The following is a 23,731-nucleotide window of genomic DNA, read 5'->3' as shown; positions in this document are numbered from 1 at the left end:
GTCCCGAGCGTGGACTTGCCGTCGTGGAAGTTCTGTAATTTCATATTCATCCATACGTACGCCGCGTCAGATTCTGGTGACGTTTCGTTGAGTACCGCATGGACCTCTTCTTCCGAACGTTCCTGCCGGCTGCGGCGGAGGCGGGGTTGGCCGCGTCGATCATGAGCCGGCACCTGCCGATCTTCCGGCGGTGCGTGGCCGCCGACGACGCCACGCTCCTGGTCGCCCGCTGCACCCGACCGGACGGGCCGGCCTCCGGTGGCCACCTGCTCCTGCTCACCCGCCACCGGCTGGTGGTCACCCAGCAGAGCCGCCTGCTGCACCGGCTGAGCATGCATCTCAACACCGACCTGCGGCATCTCAACAACGTCGGTTGGACCCCGGATCCCCGGCTGCCCGTGCTGGAGTTCACCGCGACCGCGGTCGACGGCATCCGTGAGCGCTACCTGATCAGGGCCGGCCACCGGCAGCCGGTGTCGCAGCTCGACGCCCTGCTCGACCACGTGTTCCGGGGCGCCGGTGCACCCGGACCACAGGCGGGACCGAGCCCGAAAGAGGCCCGCCGCGCGACGTTCAGCCCGGCCGTCGCGATCTGAGTCGGAGCGCCGTACCGGATCCGTACACAACTCGAACAAACCCGCCATGTCCGTCCGGCCACCGGTCGGCCATCATGAGCGGGTGACGGACGACGCAGCGGCTCGCGGGCTCGTCCTGGTGGTCGAGGACGAGCCGGCCATCGCCGACCTGGTCCGGCTCTACCTGGTGCGGGACGGGTTCGGCGTACACATCGAACGGGACGGCGCGGCCGGGCTCGCCGCCGCCCGGCGGCTGCGCCCGGTTGCCTGCGTACTCGACATCTCGCTGCCCGGTCTGGCCGGCACCGAGGTCTGTCGCCGGTTACGCGAGGCCGGCGACTGGACCCCGATCATCTTCCTCACCGCGCGCGACGACGAGACGGACCGGATCGTCGGGCTGGAACTCGGCGCCGACGACTACGTGACCAAACCGTTCAGCCCACGGGAACTCGTGGCCCGGGTCCGGGCGGTGCTCCGCCGGGTCGCGGGCCCGCCGGACCGGACCGAGCGGCCGCGCGCGGTCGGGCCGGTCACCCTCGACCCCGCCCGACGTACGGTCGCCGTCGCGGGCGCCCCGGTGCAGCTCACCTCGACCGAGTTCGACCTGCTGGCGCACCTGATGGCTCGACCCGGCCGGGTCTTCACCCGGGACGAGTTGCTGGCCGGTGTCTGGGGTTACGCCGCGCACGGCGGCACCCGCACCGTGGACGTGCACGTCGCCCAGGTACGCGCCAAGCTCGGCGCCGGTGCCGAGGTGATCCGGACCCACCGGGGAGTCGGGTACGCCTGTGCCGACTGACCGGCCACCCGCCGCGCTGCCGCCTCCGGTCGACCGGTCGCCCGCCGCGCCGCCTCCCGTCGACCGGCCGCCCGCCGCGCTGCCTCCCGTGGACCGGGCTCCGGCGGGGCGGTGGCGGGTCGGCCGTACCCTCTCCGCCCGGGCGGTGCTGGTCAGTTGCGCGGTGGCGCTGGTGTCGGTGCTGGTCACCGCCGCGGTGGCCGGACCGTTGGCGGCCGGAGCGGCGCAACGGCAGGCGAGGGAGGCGCTCACCGCGCAGGCGAGGCTGGCCGCCGAGACGCTGCGCCCCCGGCTCGACCGTGGTCGTACCACGGACGAGGAACGGATCATCCGGCAGTTGCGGCAGCAGGGGATCGACGCGTACCTGATCCGGGACGGGGTGGCCGACCGGCCGGGCCTGCCGCCACGGGTGGTCGACCAGGTCGGTGCCGGCCGCAACTTCTCCGGCCGCCGTACGGTCGCCGGGGTTCCGTCGCTGGTGGAGGGGCGGGCCCTGGCCGGTGGCAACGGGGTGGTGCTGGCTCGCGAGGTCTCCACCGGGTTGTTCTGGACGGTGCTCGGCGGCCTGTGGTTGCCGCTGCTCGCCGGACTTGCCGCCGGTGTTGTCGCCGGTGTGCTGCTCGCCCGCCGGTTGGCCCGGCCGATCCGCAACGCGGCCGTCGCCGCCGCCCGGCTGCGCTCCGGCGACCGGACGGTACGCCTGCCGGTCGAGCCGCCCCAGGAGGCGGCCGATCTGGCGTACGCGTTCAACCAGCTCGCCGCCGCCCTGGCCGGCAGTGAGGGCCGGCAGCGCGAGTTCCTGCTCTCGGTCTCGCACGAGTTGCGTACGCCGCTGACCGCGATCCGGGGTTACGCCGAGGCGATCGCCGACGGGGTGGTCGGCCCGGAGGGGACACAGCGGGCCGGACAGACCATGCTCGCCGAGGCCGAACACCTGGACCGGCTGGTCAGCGACCTGCTGGCACTGGCCCGGCTGGAGGCGGTCGACTTTCCGCTGGAACCGTTGCCGGTCGACCTCGGCCGGCTGGTCGCCGACGCGGCGCAGACCTGGACGGCCCGGTGCGCCGGTTTGGGCGTACCGCTGCGGACGGAGGTGCCGCAGCGGCCGGTGCCGGCGTACACCGATCCGGGTCGGATCCGGCAGGTGGTGGACGGGCTGCTGGAGAACGCGCTGCGGGTGGTGCCGCCGGGGGCGCCGGTGGTGCTCGCGGTGGCCGTCGCCCCGGACGGCGGCGGCGTGATCGAGGTACGCGACGGTGGCCCCGGATTCACCGACGACGACCTGGCGGTCGCCTTCGAACGGGGTGCGCTGCACCAGCGCTACCGGGGTGTCCGCAAGGTCGGCAGCGGGTTGGGGCTGGCCCTCGCCGCGGGTCTGGTCCGTCGGCTCGGTGGCCGGATCGCCGCCGGACACGCGCCGGAGGGCGGCGCCCGGTTCACCGTCTGGCTCCCACCGACCCGCTGACTTTTACCCGACCCGTACCTCGGGCTGACGCGGTGCTGCGGCGCGGGCGGGACTCTTTCCCCGAGTGGACCGGACCTCCAGCGAGGGGATCCGGTGAACCGGGATGAGAGGGAAACCGATGACACCACGTTGGCGGGTTACCGCCGTGACGGCCCTGCTGGCCTCGGTCGGTCTGGTCGGGTTGGCCGGCTGCGGTGCGGTCGGGGCACCGGTGTCGGACGCCGCCGGACCGGTGGCGGTCGAGGTCGCCTCGGCGATGGGCGCGGACGGGCAGGCGCTCGCCGCGTTGGGCTTCGACGTCGAGGACATCGCGGCCGGCGCCACCGACACGGGCGCCACCGACACGGCTCTGACCGGCGCGAGTGCGTCCCCGAACACGTCCCCGAGTGCGTCGCCCGGCACGAAGGCGGGCCGGGGCGAGCGGGGCGCCGGGTTGCGGGAGCGGGCCAGGGCACGGGTGCTGCTGCGCAAGACCACGCTGCACGGCGAGGTGGTGGTGCAGGGCAAGGACGGTACGAAGACGGTCGCCGTACAGCGGGGCACGGTCACCGCGATCGACGGCGCCTCGATGACCGTGAAGTCGACCGACGGCTTCACCCAGAGCTGGACCTTCGGGCCGGATCTGCGGGTGGTGGAGCGGCGGGCGACGATCCAGCCCTCCGACGTGAAGGTCGGTACGCAGCTCGGGGTCTCCGGCGTCAAGGACGGCGACCGTGGTGTCGCCCGCCTGATCGTCGTACCGCGCCCGAAGTAGGCGTCAGCCCCGAGGGGTGGGTGGCAGGGCGACGGCGACGTAGCCGTTCCACTCGGTCCGCCAGCCGGCCGGTACGAGCTTCGTGCAGTCGGCGGGGGTGCCGGTGCAGATGATCGCGTCCACACTGGACGGATCGGCCGGTGGGCGCTCGGGTACCAGCGACTGCAACGCCACGATCTCGCGCTCGGTACCGCCGTCGTCGTCGCGCAGGAGCAGCCACCACGGGTACTCCCAGTTGTCGTTCTGCTGGACCAGTCCGATCCGGCGCGCGTCGGTGGCCCGTACCCGGTCGGCGGCCCACCGGAACTGGTCCGCCCACTGTGGACGGCGCAGGAACAGGGTGTCCCAGTCGGAGGTGGTGAAGACCGACCCGGTGCCGACCAGCCGGCGGGGGAAGCCGTACGACACGGCGAGCACCCCGGCCAGCGCCGAGCCGGCGAGCAGGGCGACCGCGAGGATGACGGCGACCGAGCGGCGGGCGGGTCGTTCGGGCGCCGCCCCGCCTCCGGCCCGTTCGCCCGCGCCACGTTCGCCCGCGCCACGTTCGGCCCCGCTACCCTCGGCCCCGTCGCGTTCGGCCCTTGCCCGGCGGCGGAACAGTTCGTCCAGCCAGAGCCCGGCCAGGGGCAGGGCCAGCACCAGCACGTAGAGCAGCAGCCGGTTCCCCCACGGCTGCCACTTGATCATCGCGCAGTGCAGCAGCAGGGTCACCGCCGCCGTCGCCGCGTACGCGCGCAGCGCACCCGGCCGCGTCGTGCTGATCCGGCGCGGCCGGACCAGCGCGAACAGGCCGCCGAGCAGGGCCAGCGCACCGGCGATCGGGAAGGCGACCCGGTCCTCGTCCGGGTACCACGACTGGACCGGGAACGTGGTCCTGCCGAAGGTGATCGCCCGGTCCTGCGGGTCCACCCCGATCAGCCGGGCGCCGTTCCGGATCGCCTCGGCCGGCGCGTCGGCGACCACACCGACGGGGGTGTCGGTCAGCGCGCTCAGCGGGGTGTCCAGTGCGGTGTGTGCGATCCGGAGGGTGTTGACCAGGATCGAGCCGGGATCGTGCCGCTGGGTCGGGACCACGTCGCGCAACCGGGGCGGTCCCAGCGGGTTGCCGAACTCGGCCGCCGTCCGGACCAGGTACGGCCCGGTGATCACGGACGCGACCAGCAGGAGCGCCACCGAGGCGAGCCCGGTACGCCACACCGCCCGCCCCCGTTCGCCGCCGATCCAACCGAGCCGGAGCTGGGCGAGCGCCCAGAGGACCAGCAGCGGACCCGCGCCGATCAGTCCGCTCGTCTTGGTGACCGCGATCAGGCCGGTGGCGGTGCCGAGGGCGAGTGCCGAACCGGCGGTGACCCGTCGGGTCAGCCCGTCCAGGACCAGTGTCGCCAGGCAGCCGACCCAGGCGGCGGTGACCAGGTCGGTCTGGGTGCTGGTGGCCTGGAGTACGACCATCGGGGTGGTCCCGACCAGGAACGCGGTGAGCAGTTGGGCCCGTCGGCCGCCGCCGAGCTGGGCGGCGATCCGGGCGGCGAGCAGCAGGCAGGCCAGCCCGGCGGCCCACTGGACCAGGTTGTAGAGCCCGTCGCCGCCGGTGAACAGGCGCAGGTGCAGCAGCAGGTATTCGGCGCCGGGTGGCATGGTGACCTGCCGGTCGATGACCGTCGGCCAGATCTCCACCGAATGCTGGGCCACCCAGTGTTCGATCTTCGGCAGGTGGTACGTCTGCGAGTCGTAGTTGTTCGGCTCGGCCAGCACCGCGACGACCAGCTCGACCAGGAGCAGGCCGAGGACCGTACCGGCCAGCAGGTGTTCGCCCCGGCTCGCCGTACGCCGGAAGGAGCGGACCCGGTCGCGGACCGCCGCCCGGCCGCGTGCCGCCAGTGCCGCGAACGTCGCCGGTCCCGACCCCGACCCCGCGTCCCGCCGTCGGCGCAGTTCGGCCAGGGCAACCGCCGCGACCAGGAAGATCAGCCAGGCGACGGTGATGCCGGGCAGCGCCAGCGCGTCGAGCGCGGCGAGCAGTTCGACGGTGAGCACGGCGTACGCGCCGGTGGCCAGAGTGGCCCGGACGGCCGCGAGCCGGTACGGTCCGACGGTGGTGCCGGTGACGGGGCGAGCGGCGTACAGCAGGGACAGGTACCCGAGGGTGGGGATCACCACGAGCACGGATGCTGCAGCCGGCATGGCGGGAATTAAACACCACCTGGCCTGCGGTGCGGGAACCGACGCAGTGCACCGGACTTTGCCATTCAGCAGGACCAGCTAGGCTAAGGCCGATTCGTCGACCGCACCGTGGAGACTCCTGTGAAGCTATCGATCCTCATGCCGGTTTACAACGAGGAAGAACGCATCGCGGATGCCCTCAAACAGGCACTTGCGGTCGACTACCCCTGCGAGATCGAGCTGCTCGTCGTCGACGACGGCAGCCGTGACGGCACCGCCGAGATCCTCGGCCGGGCGGACGACGCCCGGCTGCGGGTGATCACGCATCCCCGTAACGCCGGTAAGGGTGCCGCGATCAAGACCGCGGTCGCGCACGCCGACGGCGAGTACATGGTGATGCTCGACGCCGATCTCGAATACGACCCGCAGGACATTCCGAAGCTGCTCGACCCGGTGCTCGACGGACGGGCCACGGTCGTTTACGGAAATCGGACATTCGGCAGCCACAGTGCGTACAGCTTCTGGTACGTGATGGGTAACAAGGCCGTCACCACGGCTGCCAATGTCCTGTTCAACTCGTACATCGGTGATCTGGAAACCTGTTTCAAGCTGCTGCCGGTGGCGCTCTACCGTTCGCTCGACGTGAAGTCGCGCGGGTTCGGTATGGAGGCCGAGGTCACCGGCAAGCTGCTCCGGCGCAAGATCCGCCCGTACGAGGTGCCGATCAGCTACCGCGCCCGTGGACGCGAAGAGGGCAAGAAGATCACCTGGAAGGACGGCGTCGAGGCGGTCTGGATCCTCGGCCGCGAGCGCGCCCGACGCCGCACCGTCACCCCGGGAAACCGCTGATCGAGGCGCGCAGCCCCGCCGGATCCAGCCCGTGCCACCGGGCATGGTCCGCCGGGCTGCCGTAACGCCGCAGGTCGGAGCGGCCCACGCCGAGGGCCAGCAAGCGATGGGGTACGTCGGCCAGCGCCCGGCCGACGACACCGCTGGATGTGCCGGCGAGGTACGGCTCGACCAGCACCACGTTCGCCACGTCCCGACCGTCGACCAGCGCCCGTAGCCCGGCGGTGTCGAACGGGCGGGGCGTGTTCGTGTAGGCGACCGTGACGTCCAGGCCGGTCACCGCCCGCAGGGTCGGTTCGAGCATCGGCCCGACCGCCACCACCACGGTTCCCCGCGCGCTTCCCTGTCGCAGCACCCGGAGCCGGCCGCCGTCACAGTCGTAGGCGCGGCTGTTGGTCTGGGTGGAGAGCCGCAGGTAGACCGACTGGTCGTGCTCGACGGCCGTACGCAGCAGCGGCGGCACCTCCTCCGGATGACCGGGTACGTGCACCGTCCAGTCGCCGAGCGTGTCGATCAGTGCCACGTCTCCCGGCGACATGTGCGTGCGGCCCATGCTCGACCCGTCGTACGACGCACCGACGCTGACCAGCACCGCACCCACGCCCTGATGATCCAGGTCCAGTTTGAGCTGCTCGTAGGCGCGCTCGATCGCGAAGGTCGCGTACGAGTGCACGATCGGGCGCAACCCGGTCAGGGCGAGTCCACCGGCGACACCGATCATCAACTGCTCGCGGATGCCGACGTTGATCACCCGGTCGGGGTGTGCGCGGGCGGCACCGCCGAACGCCGAGGAGGAGATGTCGGCGAGCACCACGGCGGTACGTGGTCGTTGCGCGAGCAGCGCACCCGCCGTGTCGACGAACGTCTCCCGCATGGTGCGCACGGTTGTGGTCATGGCTTCGGTGGTGGGCATGGTTCGCTCAGCCTTCCTTCGGTTCGACCCGGGCCACCACGGCGTGCGGCCGGTTGTGCTGGTGGCCGCTCAGGGCGGCCTCGATCGCGTCATGGTCCCGCCCGTCGACGCCGGTGGCGCTCCAGCCGTTGACGGTGAACCGGCTGGCGATCCCGCCCGGCCAGCCGTGACTCGCCGACTGGTTGTCGATCACGATCGCGGTGAGGTTGGGCAGACCGGTCGCACCCGCGTACGCGATCGCCTCGTGGTTGGAACCCTCGTCCAGTTCGGCGTCACCGAGCAGCACGTACACCCGGGGTTGGGTCAGGCCCTGGGCCCGCAGGCCGAGTGCGGTGCCCACGCCCAGCCCGAGGCCGTGGCCGAGTGAGCCGCTGCCGATCTCGACGCCCGGCACCAGCAGCCGGTCGGGGTGGTGGCCGAGCCGGCTCTGCGGTCCGGCGAGGTCGTCCAGCCAGTCTTCGGGGATGAACCCCTTGGCGGCGAGTACGGCGTAGTAGGCGGCCGGGCCGTGTCCCTTGGAGAGCAGGAAGCGGTCCCGGTCGGGGGCGTCCGGCTGCTCGGGGTCGATCCGCAGGAGGCGGTCGTAGAGCACCCAGATCACGTCCAGGGTCGAGAACGCGCTCGGCCCGTGTTTCTCGTCGCCGGTCACCCGCCGCAGCAGCGCGTCGAGCCCGGCGCTGGTTGTCGGTGCTGTTGTCATGCGGCTAGCCTGCGAGTTGAAGTTAACTTCAAGTCAAGGGGGTGTCGTGCAGGAAGGATTGACCATCGGTGATCTGGCCGCCCGGTCCGGTGTCGCCCCCTCGGCCCTGCGCTACTACGAGCGGCTCGGTCTGATCCGGTCCGTGCGCACCAGCGGCAACCAGCGCCGGTACGAGCGCGGCGAGCTGCGCCGGGTGGCGTTCATCCGGATCTCGCAGCAGGTCGGCATCTCGCTGGAGGAGATCCGGACCGCGCTCGACTCGCTGCCCAACTCGCGTACGCCCACCACCTCGGACTGGAGCCGGCTCTCGGCGGGTTGGCAGGATCGGCTGGACGAGCGGATCCGGACGCTCACCAAGCTCCGCGACGACCTGGACGGCTGCATCGGCTGTGGCTGCCTGTCGTTGCAGCGCTGCACCCTCTACAACCCCGGTGACGAGTTGGCCACCCAGGGCCCCGGCGCCCGCCTCATGCTTCCCGGCTCCGGCACGGGGCAGCGGGCGAACCCCCGCTGATCACACCATCGTCAGCAGCACCTTGCCGAGGTGGTTGCTGTCCTCCAGGATCCGGTGCGCCTGCGCCGCGTCGGTGATCGGCAGCCGGCGGTCCACCACCGGGTGGACCGCGCCCGACTCCAGCAGCGGCCAGACCTCCTCGCGCACTCCCCGTACGATGGCCGCTTTTTCGGCGGACGGGCGCGACCGCAGGACGGTCCCGTGGATCGTGCCGCGCTTGGCCATCAGGGTGTTGAGGTTCAGCTCGCCCTTGCGTCCGCCCTGGAGCCCGATCACCACGATCCGGCCCTGGTCGGCGAGCGCCTGCACGTTCCGGGGAAGGTAGGACGCGCCCATGATGTCGAGGATGACGTCGGCGCCGTGCCCGTCGGTGGCCGCCCTGGTCTCCTCGACGAAATCCTGCTCGGTGTAGTCGATGACGTGGGTCGCGCCGAGCTTGCGCAGCTGCTCGTGCTTGCTGGTGCGCGCGGTGACGATCACGTTGGCACCGAGCGCGGCGCCGAGCTGGATGGCGAAGGTGCCGATGCCGCTGCCGCCGCCGTGCACGAGCAGTGTCTCGCCCATGCCGAGCCGGGCCAACTGCACCACGTTCGACCAGACCGTGCAGGCCACCTCGGGCAGGCAGGCGGCGTCGACCAGGTCGACCGTCGTCGGCACCGGCAGCAACTGCTCGGCGGGCACCGCCACCCGCTGCGCGTAGCCGCCGCCGGTGAGCAGGGCACAGACTTCCTGGCCCACCCGCCACCCGGTCACGTCGGGGGCGATCGCGCTGATCACCCCGGAGCATTCCAACCCCGGGTACGGCGAAGCGCCCTTCGGCGGCGCGTAGTTGCCCTTTCGTTGCAGCACGTCGGCCCGGTTGACGGCGGTCGCGCGTACGTCGACCAGCACCTCACCCGGACCCAACTCGGGGTCGGGCACCTCGGTCCACACGAGCGCCTCGGGTCCGCCCGGCTCCGGAACAGTGATCGCCATCATGGTTCCAGTCTGGCGAAACCTGCCGTCCTGTCCAGTCCTGCCCCCGCCACGGCGGCCGTTTGCCTTGATCGACGGCAGCGGATGCCGGTGGACCATGGCATCCGGGAGGGTGTGGTTCATGGCAGACTAGGCGACGGCAGCGGACCGCCGGGCACGGCTTCCGAGGCCGAGGAGGGTTCGCCTAGTGGCCGATGGCGCTGGTCTTGAAAACCGGTAAGGGCAGCGATGTTCTTCGTGGGTTCGAATCCCACACCCTCCGCGCAGTCAGCACCGCGCTGCCGCTGGGGCGGGGCGGGGCGGTCGGTCGACGGCCCCGCACGGACCTCTCAGGCCGTCCGGGGCCGGTGCGGAGTCGCGTCGATCGCACGGAGTGTGGCGGGGCCGACCGCATGCTGCGCCCAGCGCTTGATCGAGGCGGCGGTGTACGCCCCTTCACCGGAGTCGTGCACGATGCCGATCACGATCGAACCGATGCCCAACTTCTGGCTCATGTTCTGCAGTGCCTCGCGGAGGTAGGGCAACGCGATCCTGAGGGCCGAGTCCTTCATGAAAAGCGACAGGGCCTGCGACGAGGGCACTGGGCCCGCGTCGACCGAGAAGGACTCGACCAGTGCCACCTCGATGTTGGCGACATTCCGGCCGTCTGCCTCGCGTAACGGGACATCGGCACTCCATCGGCACTGGAGCAACGAATCCCCGACAAATCTGTAGTGACCACGGAGCTCTGCGGAGATGTCGTCCAGGAACACCGCGGTTTCGAAGTCCGTCGGATCATCGAGCCATCCCCCCGACCAGCGGACGATCTGGACATTCAACAGCTCCAGGCGGTCGGCGAGCACGTCGGGATCGTGCTGGTCCTCGCTGCGCAGCACGTCGTCGGCCACGTCAGTCACTCGTCCCCTCCAGGCGAAGTTTTACGGCTGGAACGAAGTCGTTCTCGCTCGGCTCGTGGGGACCGTGGCGTTTGGGTGATTGCTGATCATCGCCTTGGGGCTCGACCGACAGTTGTACGTCAAGCTGTACGAGCTCGTTCCACTCCTGGTCGAAATAGTCTTCGATCTTCAGGAGCGCGGCCTGTGCGAGGGTCACCTGCTCCGGCGTGAGGTACTCGTCGCCGTCACCGAGCCCGAAGTGCTGATCGAGCCATTTGTTGACGACCGGCCAGGACCATACCTGGGTGGAGCCACGTTCGCCACCGCCTACGGAACCGATCGCCGCAGGGAAGTCACCTGGCCCGCGCTGTGCCCTGACCCAGAGACGTACGGCTTCCCGGGTCATTCCTATGCGCGTGGCGATGTCGCTGATGCTCACCAGGTCCTGGTCGATGCCATTGACCTGGGCCTCGTCGATGGCATGTGTTATCCGGCGAGCTACCTGGACGACTTGGCCGATCGGATCGTGCTCGTCGCAATAAAGGACGGCCAACACGCGTCCGTCTATGCTCTCCCAGGAGATGTCACAAAGAGAGTCGACGGACGCGATCCGACTGAGGGTATTTGGATCTTGCAGGTCTATGTTCCCCACATGCAAAGCAATGCGAAACATGGCCTCGTCTCCTAAAGTGGACCTTGCTTTCCCGGCCCGTCCAGTTGGACCGTGCCGGCCAAGCTCCCTACCTCGGCCAAGCTCCCTACCTAGAGGGACCCTCCGGGAAAGTATAGGCGCAGTGTTGGCAAACGCCAACAGGTAACGTTAAGTACTCGACACTAGTTGGGCGCACCGGATGTGATGTTCGTGCGAACGACTGACGCGCGACCGCGCAGCAACTCCGCCCTGTTGCGTAGCGACCCTGCTTGCCGGATGCGCCGAGGGATCTCGTCCAGTACGGCCTCCGCTTCGCGGATGACTTCTACGGCGGCGCTTACCTGCACTTTTGGATCCTCCGAGCGGATGCCCTCCGCTGCGAGAGCATCCTGTGCCTCGTGTTTGGCGGCGGTGGCCTCGATCTCCCAATCTGCCGCTTGATCGAAAAGCTCGTTGACCCGCAGGAGATTACTCTCCGCGACGTCCAGCAGATCGTTCGCCCTCGTCATGGTCTCAAGATCCTCGGCCTCGGCGAGGGCGGCGTCCATGCGGGCACGCAAACTGCCCTCGTGTAGCAGTGCCTCTGCTGCGGCAATGATGCGTTCTGCGCCGTCCAGGAGTTGTTCGACCTGTTCGAGCTTTGGCAGGTGCTCGGCCAGCACGTGCGGGCAACGCTCAATCAATTTCCTGAAGGAGCGAGCCGGACCACCCGGCGATTTACCCGTGCCGAACACCGCGAACCTGCAGCACTCGTCGTTGCCTCTTCGGCAGCACAGGACGGCGGAACCGGTGTGGTCGGAACCCTCCCGATACCACCAGCCCCGTCTCCGAGCCAGATCGAGTGCCTCCTGCATGTCTCCGTCTTTGTGGCCGGGCCATCTGTCCTCCGGCGAAATCCATTGCCCCGCAGCACCGCTCGACACCAGCCGCCACCTCGCACATCTGAAGCGAAAACACCCGGGCTGAGGGGGTGTCCGACGTGAGCCCGATGAATGTGCCAGTCGACAGTGTGCCATGCCTAAATGTGCGGTACAAAGTCGACAAAGATCGCCAGCGGGGTTGGCCCAAATAGTCCGAAATGAGGCGGGCGGTCAGCAAACCGTACGTCCCTCTTGGAATCGTGGCTGATCATGTTGCGCGTTGGGCGGAACCCTGCGAGATGCTGCGTGAGGGCGGGGGCATGACCGACGTGTCGGTCCTCTCGGAGCTATGTCCGAAGATCTTTCACGTACCGTTCAGGAGATTGTTGAAATGGTGGAGAAACCTCCACGGTCAATCGATCTCGATCATGTTGTATAGGTGACGGCAGGTTGTTGTCGCCGCAGCGAGATCCAATTCCGATGCCGTCGGGCCACGATTCCGCCGTCGCGGGCCGGTGCCGGCCCGGTCACGTACCCGTCGGGACGGGGAGCGCCTGCCGAAGCCAGGAGTCCGAGTGCTGGTCCTCGTAGCCGAGTGCCAACTCGTTCAGGCAGTTGTAGACCTGCAACGCCGACCCGTCCGGCTCGAACACGAACTCCAGCCCGCCGAGCACCCACGCCTCGACCCGTCGCCCGTCGACCCCCTCGAAGCGAAAATCGTTCCGGAGTACGCGTACCTCCCGCACCACCAGACCGGTGAGCCGGCGCAACTCGGGACGGTCCAGTTCCTGCCACGCCACCTCCAGCTCCGGATCGTCGTTGTCGTACTCGTCCGGCACCTCGGCGAGGTCGAGTTCGTTCCAGGTCAGGTAGAGCCGGTGCCAGCCCTCGGCGGCCAACTCCAGCCGCCACCCGTCGAACTCCAGTACGACCGGAGCGGTCGAGCACCACTCGCCGTCGCCGACGAACACCTGTCCCCAGACCCGTCCGAATCCGTGCCCGACCAGCGCGTTCAGCCGTACGCCGTGCCGCGCCACCAGGTCCTCGACGGTCTCCACCGGGTACGGCCGATAGTCCCGAATCCCCCACACCGGGCCGAGGCTACGAACCCGCCCCGACCCGGTCAACACGATGTGTCGGGGCACCGACTGTCGGTGCTGCCCGCCAAGATGGGACCCGAGGGGTGTCGATCCGTCGGACGCTGTTTCGACCCGTGGTGGAACGTACGCATCGGAGGTTGTGAGATGACAGGCGAGCTGGACCAGGCCGGGATCGACCGGCTGCACGACGCCATGGCCGGTCGGGTCGACAAGGGAGAGCTGCCGGGCCTGGTCACCCTGGTAGCCAAGGGCGACGACGTACGCGTCGACGCGATCGGATGCACCGCCTTCGGCGGCGACGTGCCGATGCGGCGGGACACCCTGTTCCGGATCGCGTCGATGACCAAGCCCGTCATCGCGGCGGCCACGATGATGCTGGTCGAGGACGGCCGACTGCGGCTGGACGAGCCGGTCGATCGGCTGTTACCGGAGCTGGCCGACCGTCGGGTGCTCAAGCAGGTCGACGGGCCGCTCGACGAGACCGTCCCGGCCAACCGTCCGATCCTGGTGGAGGACCTGCTGACCTTCCGTCTCGGGTTCGGGACGATCATCGAGCCGACCTTCGACCCGCCGTTTCCGATCAACAAGGCCGTGCACGAGCTGCAACTGGTGCTCGGCGCGCCGGATCCGCGTACGCCGCACGATCCGGACGAGTGGATCAAGCGGTTCGGGTCGTTGCCGCTGATGTACCAGCCCGGTGAGCGCTGGCAGTACAACGTCGGCACGCTCGTGCTCGGTGTGCTGGTCGCACGGGCTGCCGGACAGCCGCTCGGGGATTTTTTCCGGGCCCGGATCTTCGAGCCGCTCGGCATGACCGAGACCGGCTTCTGGCTGCCCGCCGACTACACCAGGCGGCTGCCGAGCTTCTACATGACCGACTTCCAGACCGGGAAGATGGAACTGCGTACGGTCTCCACCCCGAGCGAGTGGACCAGCCCGCCGGCCTTCCCGTCCGGCTCCGGCGGCCTGCTGTCGACCGCCGACGACTTCCTGAGCTTCGCTCGGCTGCTGCTGGCGAAGGGGGTGCACCGGGGCGAGCGGCTGCTGTCGGAGGAGTCGGTCGAGCTGATGACGACCAACCAGCTGACCCCGGCCGAGATCTCCGGCGGCGGGATGATCCTCGGCGGCCGTGGCTGGGGACTCGGCATGGCCGTCGCGGTCGAGCCGGACGAGGTGTCGCCCGTGCCGGGCCGCTACGGCTGGGACGGCGGCTACGGCACCACCTGGTTCAACGACCCCCACCACGGGCTGGTCGCCATGGCCCTGACCCAGACCGGCGACTTCCTCTGGAACGGCGCGACCGACGAGTTCGCCAGGCTCGCGATCGCAGCGGCAGGGGCCGGCCGTTGAGTCAGGGGGTCGACCGTGCCGGTCGCGGCTCGTTGCATGACCGTCTGGCGAGCGCGGAGGATTGGGATTCCTCCGACGTGAACGAACGCATCGCTTCCGAATGTGGCCTGGGCAGCGAAGCCGTCCGGCCAGCGGACAGCGAGTCTGACCCGGGACGCGATGGCGTCGAGTCCTAGCTGACCGACCGGAGGGTTGGCGGGACCGGGTTGCCGACCGGATACTCCGGGTTGCGGCCGGCGCGTACCTCCTGCGCCCAGCGCAGTTGGGCGCAGCCGTCCGGGGTGCAGCAGGCGCAGGTGCCGGGGGCGTAGGACGTACCCCGGCCCTCGTGCTGTGCGAGCGTCATCGCCGCCGCCTCCCAGATCCCGGCCCGGGTCAGCGGTTCGTCGACGCGGCTCATCGGGCGAGCACCTGACCGGCCATGGCCACCACCTGGGCCTTTCGTTCGGAGGGTCGGCGCCCGGTGGCGGCCGACTCGGAGAAGTGACGGGGAGCGGAGCGGGCGACGGGGACTCGCTGGTCGTCGGTGTCCGCCCGATCGGCGAGGTCCATGGTCACGACAGGGACAACGCGCGCGTCCGTGGTTGGTTGTGGCAGGACGGCCACCGTCCCACTGGTACGGACGAACCCCGGGCACCCACCGCAACGGCGGGCACCCGGGGCCGGGGGGAGGGACAGGTCAGGCCGAGTAGCCCCGGGTGGCCATCCAGTTGGCCAGGTCGATCGTGGTCATCCAGTAGGAGCTGACCCCGTTGACGAACGCCGGGTCCGCGATCTGCACGGTCCGTCCGCTGTCGCGGTAGCCGACCACCGTGAGGTAGTGACCCCCGTCGTACGCGTGCCAGCCGCCGTCGACGTCGGTCGCCGAACCGACGATGTTCGCGACGACCGCGTACCCGTTGCTGACCGCGTGGACGACGTCCGCCTGGAGCTGGTCCATCTGGGCCGGGGACGGGGCCCCGGGGATGGCGGTGGTCCGGTAGAAGTCGGTCTTGGCCAGGGCGTTCAGCCCGCGGGTGGTGTCCTCGGCGGAGTTGGTGCCGTTGACCGTGGTGCCGAGCGCGGCGGCGACCTCGTCCTGACTCGGCTGGCGGTCGCGGGCGGTCAGGGCGATCCGGGTGGCTGCCGGGCCGCAGTACCAGCCGTTGATCTGCGCCTCGTAGTCGTAGTCGAGCACCTTCGAGGCGGGCGGGGCGACCTTCTTGGCCGCCTTGGCCGGCGTCGCCGCGGCCTTGGTGGTGGCGGGCGGGGCCGACGACGGCGCCGTCGGTGCCGTCGACGAGGCGCTCGGGGTCGGGGCGGCCGGGGTGGGTGTGACCAGGCTGGGCGCGACCTCGGCGCCGGCCTGGCCACCGAGCCTCTCGGCGACCGCGATGGTGTCGGGGTTGGTCGACGCGGCCGAGCTGCCGCCCTGGGTGAGCATGATGCCGGTGGTGAGACCCACGGCGAGAACGGCGGCGGATACGACACCGGCCCGGTACGGGCTGGCGGTCACGACGCGTCGGAGTTGCTGACGATGCTTCATATAAATCCTCCGCAGATGTGCCGATCTGCGATCGGGGGCACATGAATCGGGATGGCGATCTGTCTCTGCCGGGGGCCGGGTTACGTGCCGTCGTACGCGCTGTCGGCGGGGCGGATTCACCGCCGGCCGTCGGGTCCGGATCGGGGCGTGCGGAACCGCCACCGCCAAGCGGTGGAATGCGTTACCGGATGAACGGCGCCGGCAGAAATACCGCCGGGCGGTTCTGTGCCAATCACCTACCGGTCACGCGCGTCCTCGCGCCACCGACCGCGTACGCGTTCACGCGTCGTCGGTCGTGGGAAGGCCTAGTGGGCTACCTTCGCGGGCTGCACCGCGATGCGGGCGAGCCGGGGCAGGTGGCGGAACTGGCCGGGGGGATCGAGGGTCGGGCCACGGCAGGTACGGCGCTGCACGAGCATGTTCTCCTTCCGATACCGCCTACCGGGTTAGCTGACGGATTCGGGCGGGAAGCACGCCCTACCACGAACCAATGGTTCGCGGATTCACCCCATAACTACTGTGGGTCCCCGGCTCGTTGCATTCACGACTCAGCGGGCCTGTTCCGGTGTCACCCGCGGTGACTAAGGGCCGGACCAGACGGGCTGACGTTACTGGGCCGCTTCCGCTCCTGCCAACCCCAGTTGGCCTGCTTAAACCGTGACCCACGCCGCTTCTTTCCGGCGTACCGACACCTGTTTTGTGATCACGGAGAGTGGTTATTGCCGTAGTGACCAGTTTCGTGGTCGGGGGCGTACCGGCTTATGTCGTACACGTCGAGGGTGTCGGGTTTGCCGGTGCGGCGACCATCTCCACCCGGTGTCCGGATCAGATAATTGTCCGTTGGGCCCACCCGGGCCGGTCCCCTCGTCGCTGCTGCTCGGCCCGCAGTCCCACCACCTCGGTCGACCGGCGCCCGGAGCCCGGTGCGGTCGATCGGCCGATCGCCGGTGCGGCCCGCCCCGCGACCGCGTCGATGGGCAACGGTGTTCGCCACCGGCTGGGGCTCCGACGAAAGCCGCCCGACCGCGCCACCGGAACTCTCCCGAAATGGCGGTGTAATCGGCCGGAGTCGATCAACAAGTGCGACCGGGAAAACGCGGATCCCCAGGATTGCGGCACAAGATGACCGCCGGTGGTGGGCGGGCCGTTTTTCCCCATTCCCGAACCGATCACCGGAACTGTTCCGCCACCCGTACGGATGTTTCGCCTACCGGCGGCGGTAGGTCGGGTCAGACAGGGTACAAAGACACTGAGTCACCCGATCTCTGGAAGGACCTTCCGATGAACCTTGAGCGACCGATCGCACCGGACCCGTACGACCTGCTGCCGCCGGTGCCGGCGTTCACCCTGACCAGTGACGACGTACGCGACGGCGAACCGCTGGGCACCGAGTTCGTCCACTCCAGCCTGGGCGGCGGCGACCTGTCGCCGCACCTCGCCTGGTCCGGGTTCCCGGACGGGACGCGCAGCTTCGCGATCACCTGCTACGACCCGGACGCGCCCACCACGAGCGGCTTCTGGCACTGGATCCTGGTCAACGTCCCGGTGTCGGTCACCCAACTGCCCCGGGGCGCGGGCAAGGCCGGGTCCGTCGAGGGTGGGGCGTTCGCCGTCCGCAACGACTACGGCACCCAGGAGTACGGCGGTGCCGCGCCGCCGGCCGGCGACCACGTGCACCGGTACCTCTTCGCCGTACACGCCCTCGACGTGGAGCAGCTCGACCTCACGCCGGACGCCAGCCCGGCGTACGTCGGCTTCAACCTGACCTTCCACACCCTGGCGCGGGCGGTAATCCGGCCCACGTACCAGGTCGAGGGCTGAGCGGACCGGAGTAAGTGGACGGCCGACACCGGGGACGGGTTGAACGGTGTCGGTCGTCGCTCTCCCGGTCGGTCAGGCCTGCGCCGCGCCGGGCACCCGGGCGACGGCGAAGACCGACTGTCCGAACGGGGGCCGCACGATCTGCTCGGCCGCCTTGGTCACCGGCAGCACCAGGCTGTCGTAGACCTTCACCATCGGGCCTTCCTTCGGCATCAGCCGGAACACGTTCGTCGCCATGTAGTAGCCGATGAGGCCGAGGGCGTTCGCGTAGTGCAGCCGCTCCACGGTCAGCCCCGCATCGGTCAGCGCGGCCCGCATCGTCTTCTTGGTGTAGCGCCGTACGTGCCCGGTGGCGATGTCCGCCGGACCCATGGCGAACTCGAACGCCGGCACGATCAGCACGATCGCACCGCCGGGACGCACCAGGTCCCGCATGCCGCGCAGCGCCCCGACGTGGTCCTCGATGTGTTCGAGCACGTTGTACGAGACCGCCGCGCTGTACTCGCCCTGCTCCGGCTCCGGTTGCGGCAGCAGCATCTGCCGTACCTCGACGTTGGACTCGCCGGCGAGTCGCTCCTTCAGTGCCACCAGCCGATCGGGGTCGGCCTCGGTGGCGGTGAACCTGGGGAAGTGCGGCGCCCACTCAAGCACGTAGTCACCGAGGCCACTGCCGATCTCGATCGGGTTGTCCCCCAGGTACGGCAGCGCCAGCTCAACAAACCATCGGCGGTGGTTCACGGCGGTCGCGAGACCCTCGAGTACCTCGGACTGAACTCGCTGATCCCCAGTGATTTCTGCCATGCGTCGATTCCTCGCGATCTGAAACTCGACCTGCACCCTGGACCGACAGAGTGAACCATCTACGACGACCGTAGGGAAATTGAGGCATCGGCGTGGCACGAACGGATTGTTCGGTTGATCCGTCCCGTCCGGCTTCCGGACGTTCAGGCACAGAGCGCGCTGATGCCCGTGATCGAGCCCGGCCCTCCGGTACCCTCCGATACTCTCCGAACAGATATGACTACCTCTCGTCCGGACACCGCCGACCTACCGAAGGAGCCCGCACCGGAACCGCCCCCGGCACCCATGATTCCGCGCCCGCCCCGGCGCGGTCCACTGCCGGACATCGCCGCGGTGCTGAGCTACTTCGGACTGGCCGTCTGGATCACCTCCGGGCTCTGGCTCCGGCCCCGGTCCGGGATCCGAGACAACGAAGCCGACCAGGCGTTCTTCGAGTGGATGATGGCCCACGGCGCGCGGGTGCTGACCCGGCTCGACTACCCCTTCCTCTCCGACCGGATGAACGTGCCCGACGGCGTCAACATCATGGCGAACACCTCCGTACTCGGCGTCTCGCTGCCGCTGACCCCGGTGACGCTGCTGTGGGGGCCACGGGCCGCCTTTGTTGTCTTCCTCACAGGAGCACTCGCCGCCACCGGGGTCTGCTGGTACCTCGTCCTCTCCCGGCACCTCGTGCACAGCCGTACGGCCGCCTGGGTCGGCGCCCTGTTCTGCGCGTACGCCCCGGCGATGGTGTCGCACGCGAACGGTCACCCGAACATCGTCGGCCAGTTTCTCGTACCGCTGATCGTCTGGCGGGTGCTGCGGCTGCGCCAGCCCGGCCGTTGGGTCCGCAACGGGGTGCTGCTCGGCCTCCTGATCCTCTGGCAGGGCTTCATCAACCTGGAGATCCTGTTGATGACCGCCGTCGGGCTCGGGATCGTGCTGGCCGTCATGGTCGTCCGGCGCCCCGGACTGCGGCGCGACGCGAGGGCGTTCCTGGCCGGACTCGGCGTCGCCGCTTCGGTGGCGGTGCTGCTGCTCGGCTACCCGCTCTACGTACAGCTCTTCGGGCCGCAGGCGTACTCCGGGCTGTCCCGGACGATCCGCGCGTACGGCGCCGACCTCGCCTCCTTCGTGACCTTCTCCGGGCAGTCGCTCGCCGGTGACCCGGCCACCGCCCAACCCCTGGCACAGAACCCGAGCGAGCAGAACGCGTTCTTCGGCTGGCCGCTGGTCGTACTCGTGGTGGCCCTGGTCTGGTGGATGCGGCGCCGCGCGGTGGTGCTCGGTCTGGCCGCCGCGGGTCTGATCTTCGCGATCATGTCGCTCGGCCCACGGGTCCGCTGGCACGGTCGCAACACCGGCATAGCGGCGCCCTGGGCGGTGCTCGGGGACGTCCCGCTGCTCGACTCGGCGGTGCCGACCCGGTGGGCGCTGGCGCTCGCCCCGATCATCGGGGTGCTGCTCGCCCTCGGCATCGCGCATGCCGGCGTGCTCGCCCGGCGGCACCCCGGTGCGGCCGGGTCGATCCGGTTCGCGACGGTCACCATCCTGGTGATGGCGCTGCTGCCGCTCGCGCCCCTGCCGATCCCGGTGCAACGGCAACCGCCGACCCCCGCGTTCGTCACCGCCGGCACCTGGCGGCAGTACGTCACCGGCGGGCGGAGCGTCGTCGCGCTGCCACTGCCCGCCTCCACCTACCCGGACCCGCTGCGCTGGTCCGCCGAGACCGGTCTGGACCTGCCGCTGGCCCGGGGCTACTTCCTGGGGCCGGACACCCGTCCCGGACGGCCGGAGGGTCGGGTGGCGCTCTTCTCCGCACCCCCGACACCCACCAGCCGGTACTTCGACGCGATCAGCCGTACCGGTCTGGTGCCGAGGGTCGACGCGGCGCGGCGTACGGACGCGCTGCGGGACCTGCGGTCCTGGCGGGCCGGCGTGGTCATCCTCGCCCCGCAGCGGCGGGCCGACGCGCTGCGCGCCGGCATGACGGCGCTGACCGGCGTCGAGCCGACGACCAGCGGCGGAGTCTGGATCTGGGACGTCCGCCCACTGCTGTACGGCTGAACCGAGCAGTCTGCCGCCCGCACCACCGCGCTCAGTGCGAGCGGATGCAGCAGCCCTTGCAGATGCGCGGCTGCGGCAGGGTGAAGGCCAGGCAGCAGGTCTTGCGCTGCACGGTCGGCTCGCCGGCCGGACCGGGCACCAGGTCGACCAGGTCGTCGAGGTCGAGCGCGGAGAGCAGCGTCCGGACGTTCTCCTCGGACGCGCCGGGCAGTCCGTCCGCGGCCCGCAGGACGCCGTACGCGACCCCGGAGGCGACCGAGCCGAGCAGCGTACGGGCGCCCACCCGGACCTGGGCGACGATCGCGTCGAGCAGCGGGGTCAGGTGTTCGTCGAGCAGCGAGGCGCGCAGCGCGCGGAGCAGTTCGGTCTCGTCGGGGAGCACCCGCACCTCGGGCAGCCCGCCGAGCGCCAGCGGGTCGGAGGCGAGCACCGCCACCGTGGTCGACCGGCGCAGCCCCAGGGTCACCGCCGCCCGGTCCGGGTCGATCTGGACCAGTACGTCCGATGCCCGCAGCAGCGGAACCCGGCGGGCCGAGGCCCAGCCGACGACGACCGGCAGCGCCAACCAGTAGGTGTAGGCCTTCCAGAGCAGCGCGGCGGCGGCGTGCGGGGTGGCCTGCCAGGAGCGCTGCGCGGCGGTCAGCAGGTCGGGCAGTTGACCGCCGGTGATCAGATCGGTGGCGGGCACCCAGCCCCGTTCGTCGTCGACGAACAGTCCGGGGATGAGCCCCGGTAGGTCGTCGGTGCCGAACATCTGCCGCAGCGTCGCGTTCACGGGTGCGAGCGGGGCGGCCGCGTACGCCCGCCCGTCGATCACGGCGGTCACCGGGCGTTACCGATCCGGTGCGTCGGCACGGCGCTGGCACATTCCTGCCGGACGCGGAAGGTCCCCAGGTCAGCATGGCTGAGCGGCCGCGTTCGCCGTGCTGTCACCGCTGTCACCGCACCCGCCCTTCAGTCACCGTGCCGGACGCCACGTTAGCACTAAGGGAAGCCTAACCACATCTTCGGATGTGCCGGGCGGCTTTGGGCACCCTCGGTCGGCGAGATCCATCGGTCCGCCCGGCGGGGGCGTACCCCGAACGGGTGAGCGGTAACCGAAAGTGACCAACGGGAGGGCTCGATAGTGGCCCTGACCAGGGCGGCGAGTCGAGGTAGGATCGATGATGATGAAAGAATTGTCAAGCCAAATGTCGTTAACGCGGCAGTTCTGCCTCGTTGGGTGAGTCGGCCAGCAGACTGAGATTCCCGGCCCCTTAGGAACCCGATGACCACCTCGCCCATCGAACGGGCTGCCGACTCGTTCGCGGCCGAACTCTCCAAACGGCGGGTCGAGCGGGGCATGACCAAGAAGCAGCTCGCCGCCCGAATGGGGTTCGACCCCTCATACGTCAGTCACGTGGAGGGCCGTCGCCACCGGCCCACCGAGGATTTCGCCCGCCGGGCCGAGGCCGTACTCGGCGCAGCGGGCGCGATCTGGCAACGCTTCCAGGAGTACGACGAACTCCGGCACGCCCGGACCAGCCTGACCGCTCACCGGGACCCGCCCGTACCCGAGCAGTGGTTGCCGCCCGGCACAGGGCTCATCGTCGAGCAGGAGTCCGCCACCCTGACGTACCAGGACAAGGCGTACCGCTGCATCATCCGCCGCGCGCTCTACAACGCCGGCACCGAACCCGTCACCCGCTACCTGGTCCGGGTCGCCGTCGACCGCTACCCCAGCGACCCCGGACGCTCCAACCGGCACCATCGCGACCACCCGCTCACCTTCGCCGAACTCGACCTCCAGGCGTTCTGCGGTGACGAGGACAACCCCGAGCCGATGGACTGGCGCAAGAAGCACGACCGGGACGCGTTCAAAGAGGTGTGGCTGCTCTTCGAGAACGCCAACGGACGCTTCCCGCTCTACCCCGGCGAACGGGTCACCATCGAGTACGCGTACACCGTCGGTGAGGAGAAGTGGGGGCCCTGGTTCCAGCGGGCCGTACGCCTGCCCACCCGGCACCTCTCCGTCCGGCTGAACCTCCCGCTGGACCTCGACCCGCAGGTGTGGGGAGTGGAAACCACCCTGTCGGCCGAGGAAGGCCCCCTGCGTACGCCCCTGCTCCGGCATGACGTCGACGGCCGGGCGGTCTTCGACTGGTCGACCGAGGAACCCCCGCTCAACGCCCGCTACCGCCTCGAATGGCGCTACCGGGCCCAACCCACCGTCGGTGCCGAACCCGAACAACGGGCCAGCGACCGGATGCGGGCCGCCGGCATCGTCCAACGCGGCGCGGCCCTGCTCCGCCAGCCCGCCCGGCTGTTCGAACTACCCCGCGACGAGGCCACCGCCCGCGACGTCGTGTTCCAACTCCGTGCCGCCCTGCACCGGCTGGACGAACTGCACCCGTTCAGCAAGGGCGTCGGACTCGCCGCACCACAACTCGGCATCCCCTGGGCCGCCGCCGTCGTACGCCCACCCGACCGGGACGCCGAACCCGTCGTCCTGCTCAACCCGCGCGTCGTCGACGTCGCCCGGGACACCGACGAACAGTACGAAGGCTGCCTCTCCTTCTTCGACCAGCGCGGCCTGGTGGCCCGTCCGCTCCGACTCGACGTCGAACACGCGAGATGGGACGGCGGGCGCGCGATCACCTCCTTCGAGTTCGCCATGGCACGACTCGTCGCGCACGAGATCGACCACCTCGAAGGCAAGCTCTACATCGACCGGATGGACCCCAACATCCCCCTCGTCCCGGTAGAGGAATACCGCGAAACCGGCAGCCCCTGGCGCTACTGACTTTCGCGGGTCTGGGCGCGACAAATACAGAGAAAGAGTGGCTATTTCCGGGGGGAAAGCCACTCTTTCTCTGTATTTGGGGTGGGTGTGAGGCGGTGGGGTGGGGGGTGGGGGGTGGGGGGCCGGGGGGGCGGGGGGGGGGGGGGGGGGAGGGGGCGGAGGGGGGGGGGGGGGGGGGGGGGGGGGGGGGGGGGGGGGGGGGGGGGGAGGGG

General features: G+C 70.1%; 23 protein-coding genes, 1 tRNA gene and 1 riboswitch. Of the genes, 11 read left to right on the top strand and 13 right to left on the bottom strand.

Annotated features, from left to right (window positions below; all coding sequences use genetic code 11):
• Positions 1 to 98: 98 nt before the first annotated feature.
• The 4 genes from ACZ6QQ_RS00290 to ACZ6QQ_RS00275 all read left to right on the top strand — a co-directional run bounded on the left by ACZ6QQ_RS00290 (position 99) and on the right by ACZ6QQ_RS00275 (position 3,593).
• Complete coding sequence (locus ACZ6QQ_RS00290) at positions 99 to 596, top strand: hypothetical protein (RefSeq protein WP_465873095.1); 498 nt, start codon at positions 99 to 101, stop codon at positions 594 to 596.
• Between the two features lie 82 nt (positions 597 to 678).
• Positions 679 to 1,374 carry a response regulator gene (locus ACZ6QQ_RS00285; RefSeq protein WP_465873094.1) on the top strand — a complete coding sequence of 232 codons (696 nt, stop codon included), beginning with the start codon at positions 679 to 681 and terminating at the stop codon, positions 1,372 to 1,374.
• Positions 1,375 to 1,390: 16 nt separating this feature from the next.
• Positions 1,391 to 2,839 carry a sensor histidine kinase gene (locus ACZ6QQ_RS00280; RefSeq protein ID WP_465873753.1) on the top strand — a complete coding sequence of 483 codons (1,449 nt, stop codon included), beginning with the start codon at positions 1,391 to 1,393 and terminating at the stop codon, positions 2,837 to 2,839.
• 118 nt (positions 2,840 to 2,957) lie between these two features.
• Positions 2,958 to 3,593, top strand: a complete 636-nt coding sequence (locus ACZ6QQ_RS00275) for a hypothetical protein (RefSeq protein WP_465873093.1) — start codon at positions 2,958 to 2,960, stop codon at positions 3,591 to 3,593.
• A 3-nt stretch (positions 3,594 to 3,596) separates the two neighbouring features.
• Here the strand turns inward: ACZ6QQ_RS00275 and ACZ6QQ_RS00270 are convergent, their stop codons facing one another.
• A complete protein-coding gene (locus ACZ6QQ_RS00270; RefSeq protein ID WP_465873092.1) occupies positions 3,597 to 5,774 on the bottom strand; it encodes a hypothetical protein in 2,178 nt (725 codons plus the stop codon).
• A 120-nt stretch (positions 5,775 to 5,894) separates the two neighbouring features.
• Between ACZ6QQ_RS00270 and ACZ6QQ_RS00265 the strand changes: the two genes are divergently transcribed.
• Entirely contained in the window at positions 5,895 to 6,602 is a 708-nt protein-coding gene (locus ACZ6QQ_RS00265; RefSeq protein WP_465873091.1) for a glycosyltransferase family 2 protein, read from the top strand.
• Here ACZ6QQ_RS00265 and ACZ6QQ_RS00260 read toward each other — a convergent pair.
• Together ACZ6QQ_RS00260 and ACZ6QQ_RS00255 are read right to left on the bottom strand one after the other, a co-directional pair.
• A complete protein-coding gene (locus ACZ6QQ_RS00260; protein ID WP_465873752.1) occupies positions 6,583 to 7,476 on the bottom strand; it encodes a transketolase family protein in 894 nt (297 codons plus the stop codon). The genes ACZ6QQ_RS00265 and ACZ6QQ_RS00260 overlap by 20 nt on opposite strands.
• Before the next feature lie 46 nt (positions 7,477 to 7,522).
• On the bottom strand, positions 7,523 to 8,215 hold the full coding sequence (locus tag ACZ6QQ_RS00255; protein ID WP_465873090.1) for a transketolase: 693 nt from the start codon (positions 8,213 to 8,215) through the stop codon (positions 7,523 to 7,525).
• Positions 8,216 to 8,261: 46 nt separating this feature from the next.
• Between ACZ6QQ_RS00255 and soxR the strand changes: the two genes are divergently transcribed.
• A complete protein-coding gene (gene soxR, locus ACZ6QQ_RS00250) occupies positions 8,262 to 8,729 on the top strand; it encodes a redox-sensitive transcriptional activator SoxR (protein ID WP_465873089.1) in 468 nt (155 codons plus the stop codon).
• Here soxR and ACZ6QQ_RS00245 read toward each other — a convergent pair whose 3' ends face one another.
• Positions 8,730 to 9,707, bottom strand: a complete 978-nt coding sequence (locus ACZ6QQ_RS00245; RefSeq protein ID WP_465873088.1) for an NAD(P)H-quinone oxidoreductase — start codon at positions 9,705 to 9,707, stop codon at positions 8,730 to 8,732.
• A 170-nt stretch (positions 9,708 to 9,877) separates the two neighbouring features.
• Here ACZ6QQ_RS00245 and ACZ6QQ_RS00240 point away from each other — a divergent pair.
• Positions 9,878 to 9,966, top strand: a tRNA-Ser gene (locus ACZ6QQ_RS00240).
• Between the two features lie 67 nt (positions 9,967 to 10,033).
• Here ACZ6QQ_RS00240 and ACZ6QQ_RS00235 read toward each other — a convergent pair.
• The 4 genes from ACZ6QQ_RS00235 to ACZ6QQ_RS00220 form a co-directional block, all read right to left on the bottom strand.
• Positions 10,034 to 10,591, bottom strand: a complete 558-nt coding sequence (locus ACZ6QQ_RS00235) for a hypothetical protein (RefSeq protein WP_465873087.1) — start codon at positions 10,589 to 10,591, stop codon at positions 10,034 to 10,036.
• Position 10,592: 1 nt separating this feature from the next.
• Positions 10,593 to 11,252: a hypothetical protein gene (locus ACZ6QQ_RS00230; RefSeq protein ID WP_465873086.1), complete on the bottom strand. Its 660-nt coding sequence runs from the start codon at positions 11,250 to 11,252 to the stop codon at positions 10,593 to 10,595.
• A gap of 161 nt (positions 11,253 to 11,413) precedes the next feature.
• Positions 11,414 to 12,085: a hypothetical protein gene (locus tag ACZ6QQ_RS00225; protein ID WP_465873085.1), complete on the bottom strand. Its 672-nt coding sequence runs from the start codon at positions 12,083 to 12,085 to the stop codon at positions 11,414 to 11,416.
• A gap of 533 nt (positions 12,086 to 12,618) precedes the next feature.
• Positions 12,619 to 13,182, bottom strand: coding sequence for a hypothetical protein (locus tag ACZ6QQ_RS00220; RefSeq protein WP_465873084.1), 564 nt, complete (start codon positions 13,180 to 13,182; stop codon positions 12,619 to 12,621).
• Between the two features lie 153 nt (positions 13,183 to 13,335).
• On the opposite strand from ACZ6QQ_RS00220, the gene ACZ6QQ_RS00215 reads away from it, so the two are divergent.
• Positions 13,336 to 14,541: a serine hydrolase domain-containing protein gene (locus ACZ6QQ_RS00215; RefSeq protein ID WP_465873083.1), complete on the top strand. Its 1,206-nt coding sequence runs from the start codon at positions 13,336 to 13,338 to the stop codon at positions 14,539 to 14,541.
• Positions 14,542 to 14,713: 172 nt separating this feature from the next.
• Here ACZ6QQ_RS00215 and ACZ6QQ_RS00210 read toward each other — a convergent pair whose 3' ends face one another.
• From ACZ6QQ_RS00210 to ACZ6QQ_RS00200, 3 genes are all read right to left on the bottom strand, one after another.
• A complete protein-coding gene (locus tag ACZ6QQ_RS00210; RefSeq protein ID WP_465873082.1) occupies positions 14,714 to 14,941 on the bottom strand; it encodes a hypothetical protein in 228 nt (75 codons plus the stop codon).
• Entirely contained in the window at positions 14,938 to 15,099 is a 162-nt protein-coding gene (locus ACZ6QQ_RS00205; protein WP_465873081.1) for a hypothetical protein, read from the bottom strand. The genes ACZ6QQ_RS00210 and ACZ6QQ_RS00205 overlap by 4 nt, the downstream gene beginning before the upstream one ends.
• A 121-nt stretch (positions 15,100 to 15,220) precedes the next feature.
• Positions 15,221 to 16,066, bottom strand: a complete 846-nt coding sequence (locus ACZ6QQ_RS00200; protein WP_465873080.1) for a C39 family peptidase — start codon at positions 16,064 to 16,066, stop codon at positions 15,221 to 15,223.
• A 420-nt stretch (positions 16,067 to 16,486) separates the two neighbouring features.
• Positions 16,487 to 16,630: riboswitch (cyclic di-AMP (ydaO/yuaA leader) on the bottom strand.
• Between the two features lie 717 nt (positions 16,631 to 17,347).
• Here ACZ6QQ_RS00200 and ACZ6QQ_RS00195 point away from each other — a divergent pair.
• Complete coding sequence (locus ACZ6QQ_RS00195; RefSeq protein ID WP_465873079.1) at positions 17,348 to 17,887, top strand: YbhB/YbcL family Raf kinase inhibitor-like protein; 540 nt, start codon at positions 17,348 to 17,350, stop codon at positions 17,885 to 17,887.
• 72 nt (positions 17,888 to 17,959) lie between these two features.
• On the opposite strand, the gene ACZ6QQ_RS00190 is transcribed toward ACZ6QQ_RS00195, so the two are convergent.
• The gene (locus tag ACZ6QQ_RS00190; protein ID WP_465873078.1) at positions 17,960 to 18,688 is read right to left on the bottom strand and encodes a class I SAM-dependent methyltransferase; all 729 of its coding nucleotides are present in this window, start codon (positions 18,686 to 18,688) and stop codon (positions 17,960 to 17,962) included.
• A gap of 216 nt (positions 18,689 to 18,904) precedes the next feature.
• On the opposite strand from ACZ6QQ_RS00190, the gene ACZ6QQ_RS00185 reads away from it, so the two are divergent.
• Positions 18,905 to 20,737: a DUF6311 domain-containing protein gene (locus ACZ6QQ_RS00185; protein ID WP_465873077.1), complete on the top strand. Its 1,833-nt coding sequence runs from the start codon at positions 18,905 to 18,907 to the stop codon at positions 20,735 to 20,737.
• 31 nt (positions 20,738 to 20,768) lie between these two features.
• Here the strand turns inward: ACZ6QQ_RS00185 and ACZ6QQ_RS00180 are convergent, their stop codons facing one another.
• Positions 20,769 to 21,551 (bottom strand): IucA/IucC family C-terminal-domain containing protein, encoded by a 783-nt coding sequence (locus ACZ6QQ_RS00180; protein WP_465873750.1) that lies wholly within the window; start codon positions 21,549 to 21,551, stop codon positions 20,769 to 20,771.
• Between the two features lie 453 nt (positions 21,552 to 22,004).
• Between ACZ6QQ_RS00180 and ACZ6QQ_RS00175 the strand changes: the two genes are divergently transcribed.
• The gene (locus tag ACZ6QQ_RS00175) at positions 22,005 to 23,519 is read left to right on the top strand and encodes a peptide deformylase (protein WP_465873076.1); all 1,515 of its coding nucleotides are present in this window, start codon (positions 22,005 to 22,007) and stop codon (positions 23,517 to 23,519) included.
• Positions 23,520 to 23,731 lie beyond the last annotated feature (212 nt).

The organism is Micromonospora sp. NPDC049529 (assembly GCF_055586685.1).
Note: the sequence above shows the minus strand (reverse complement) of the source record. Positions and strands in the feature narration are given on the sequence as shown.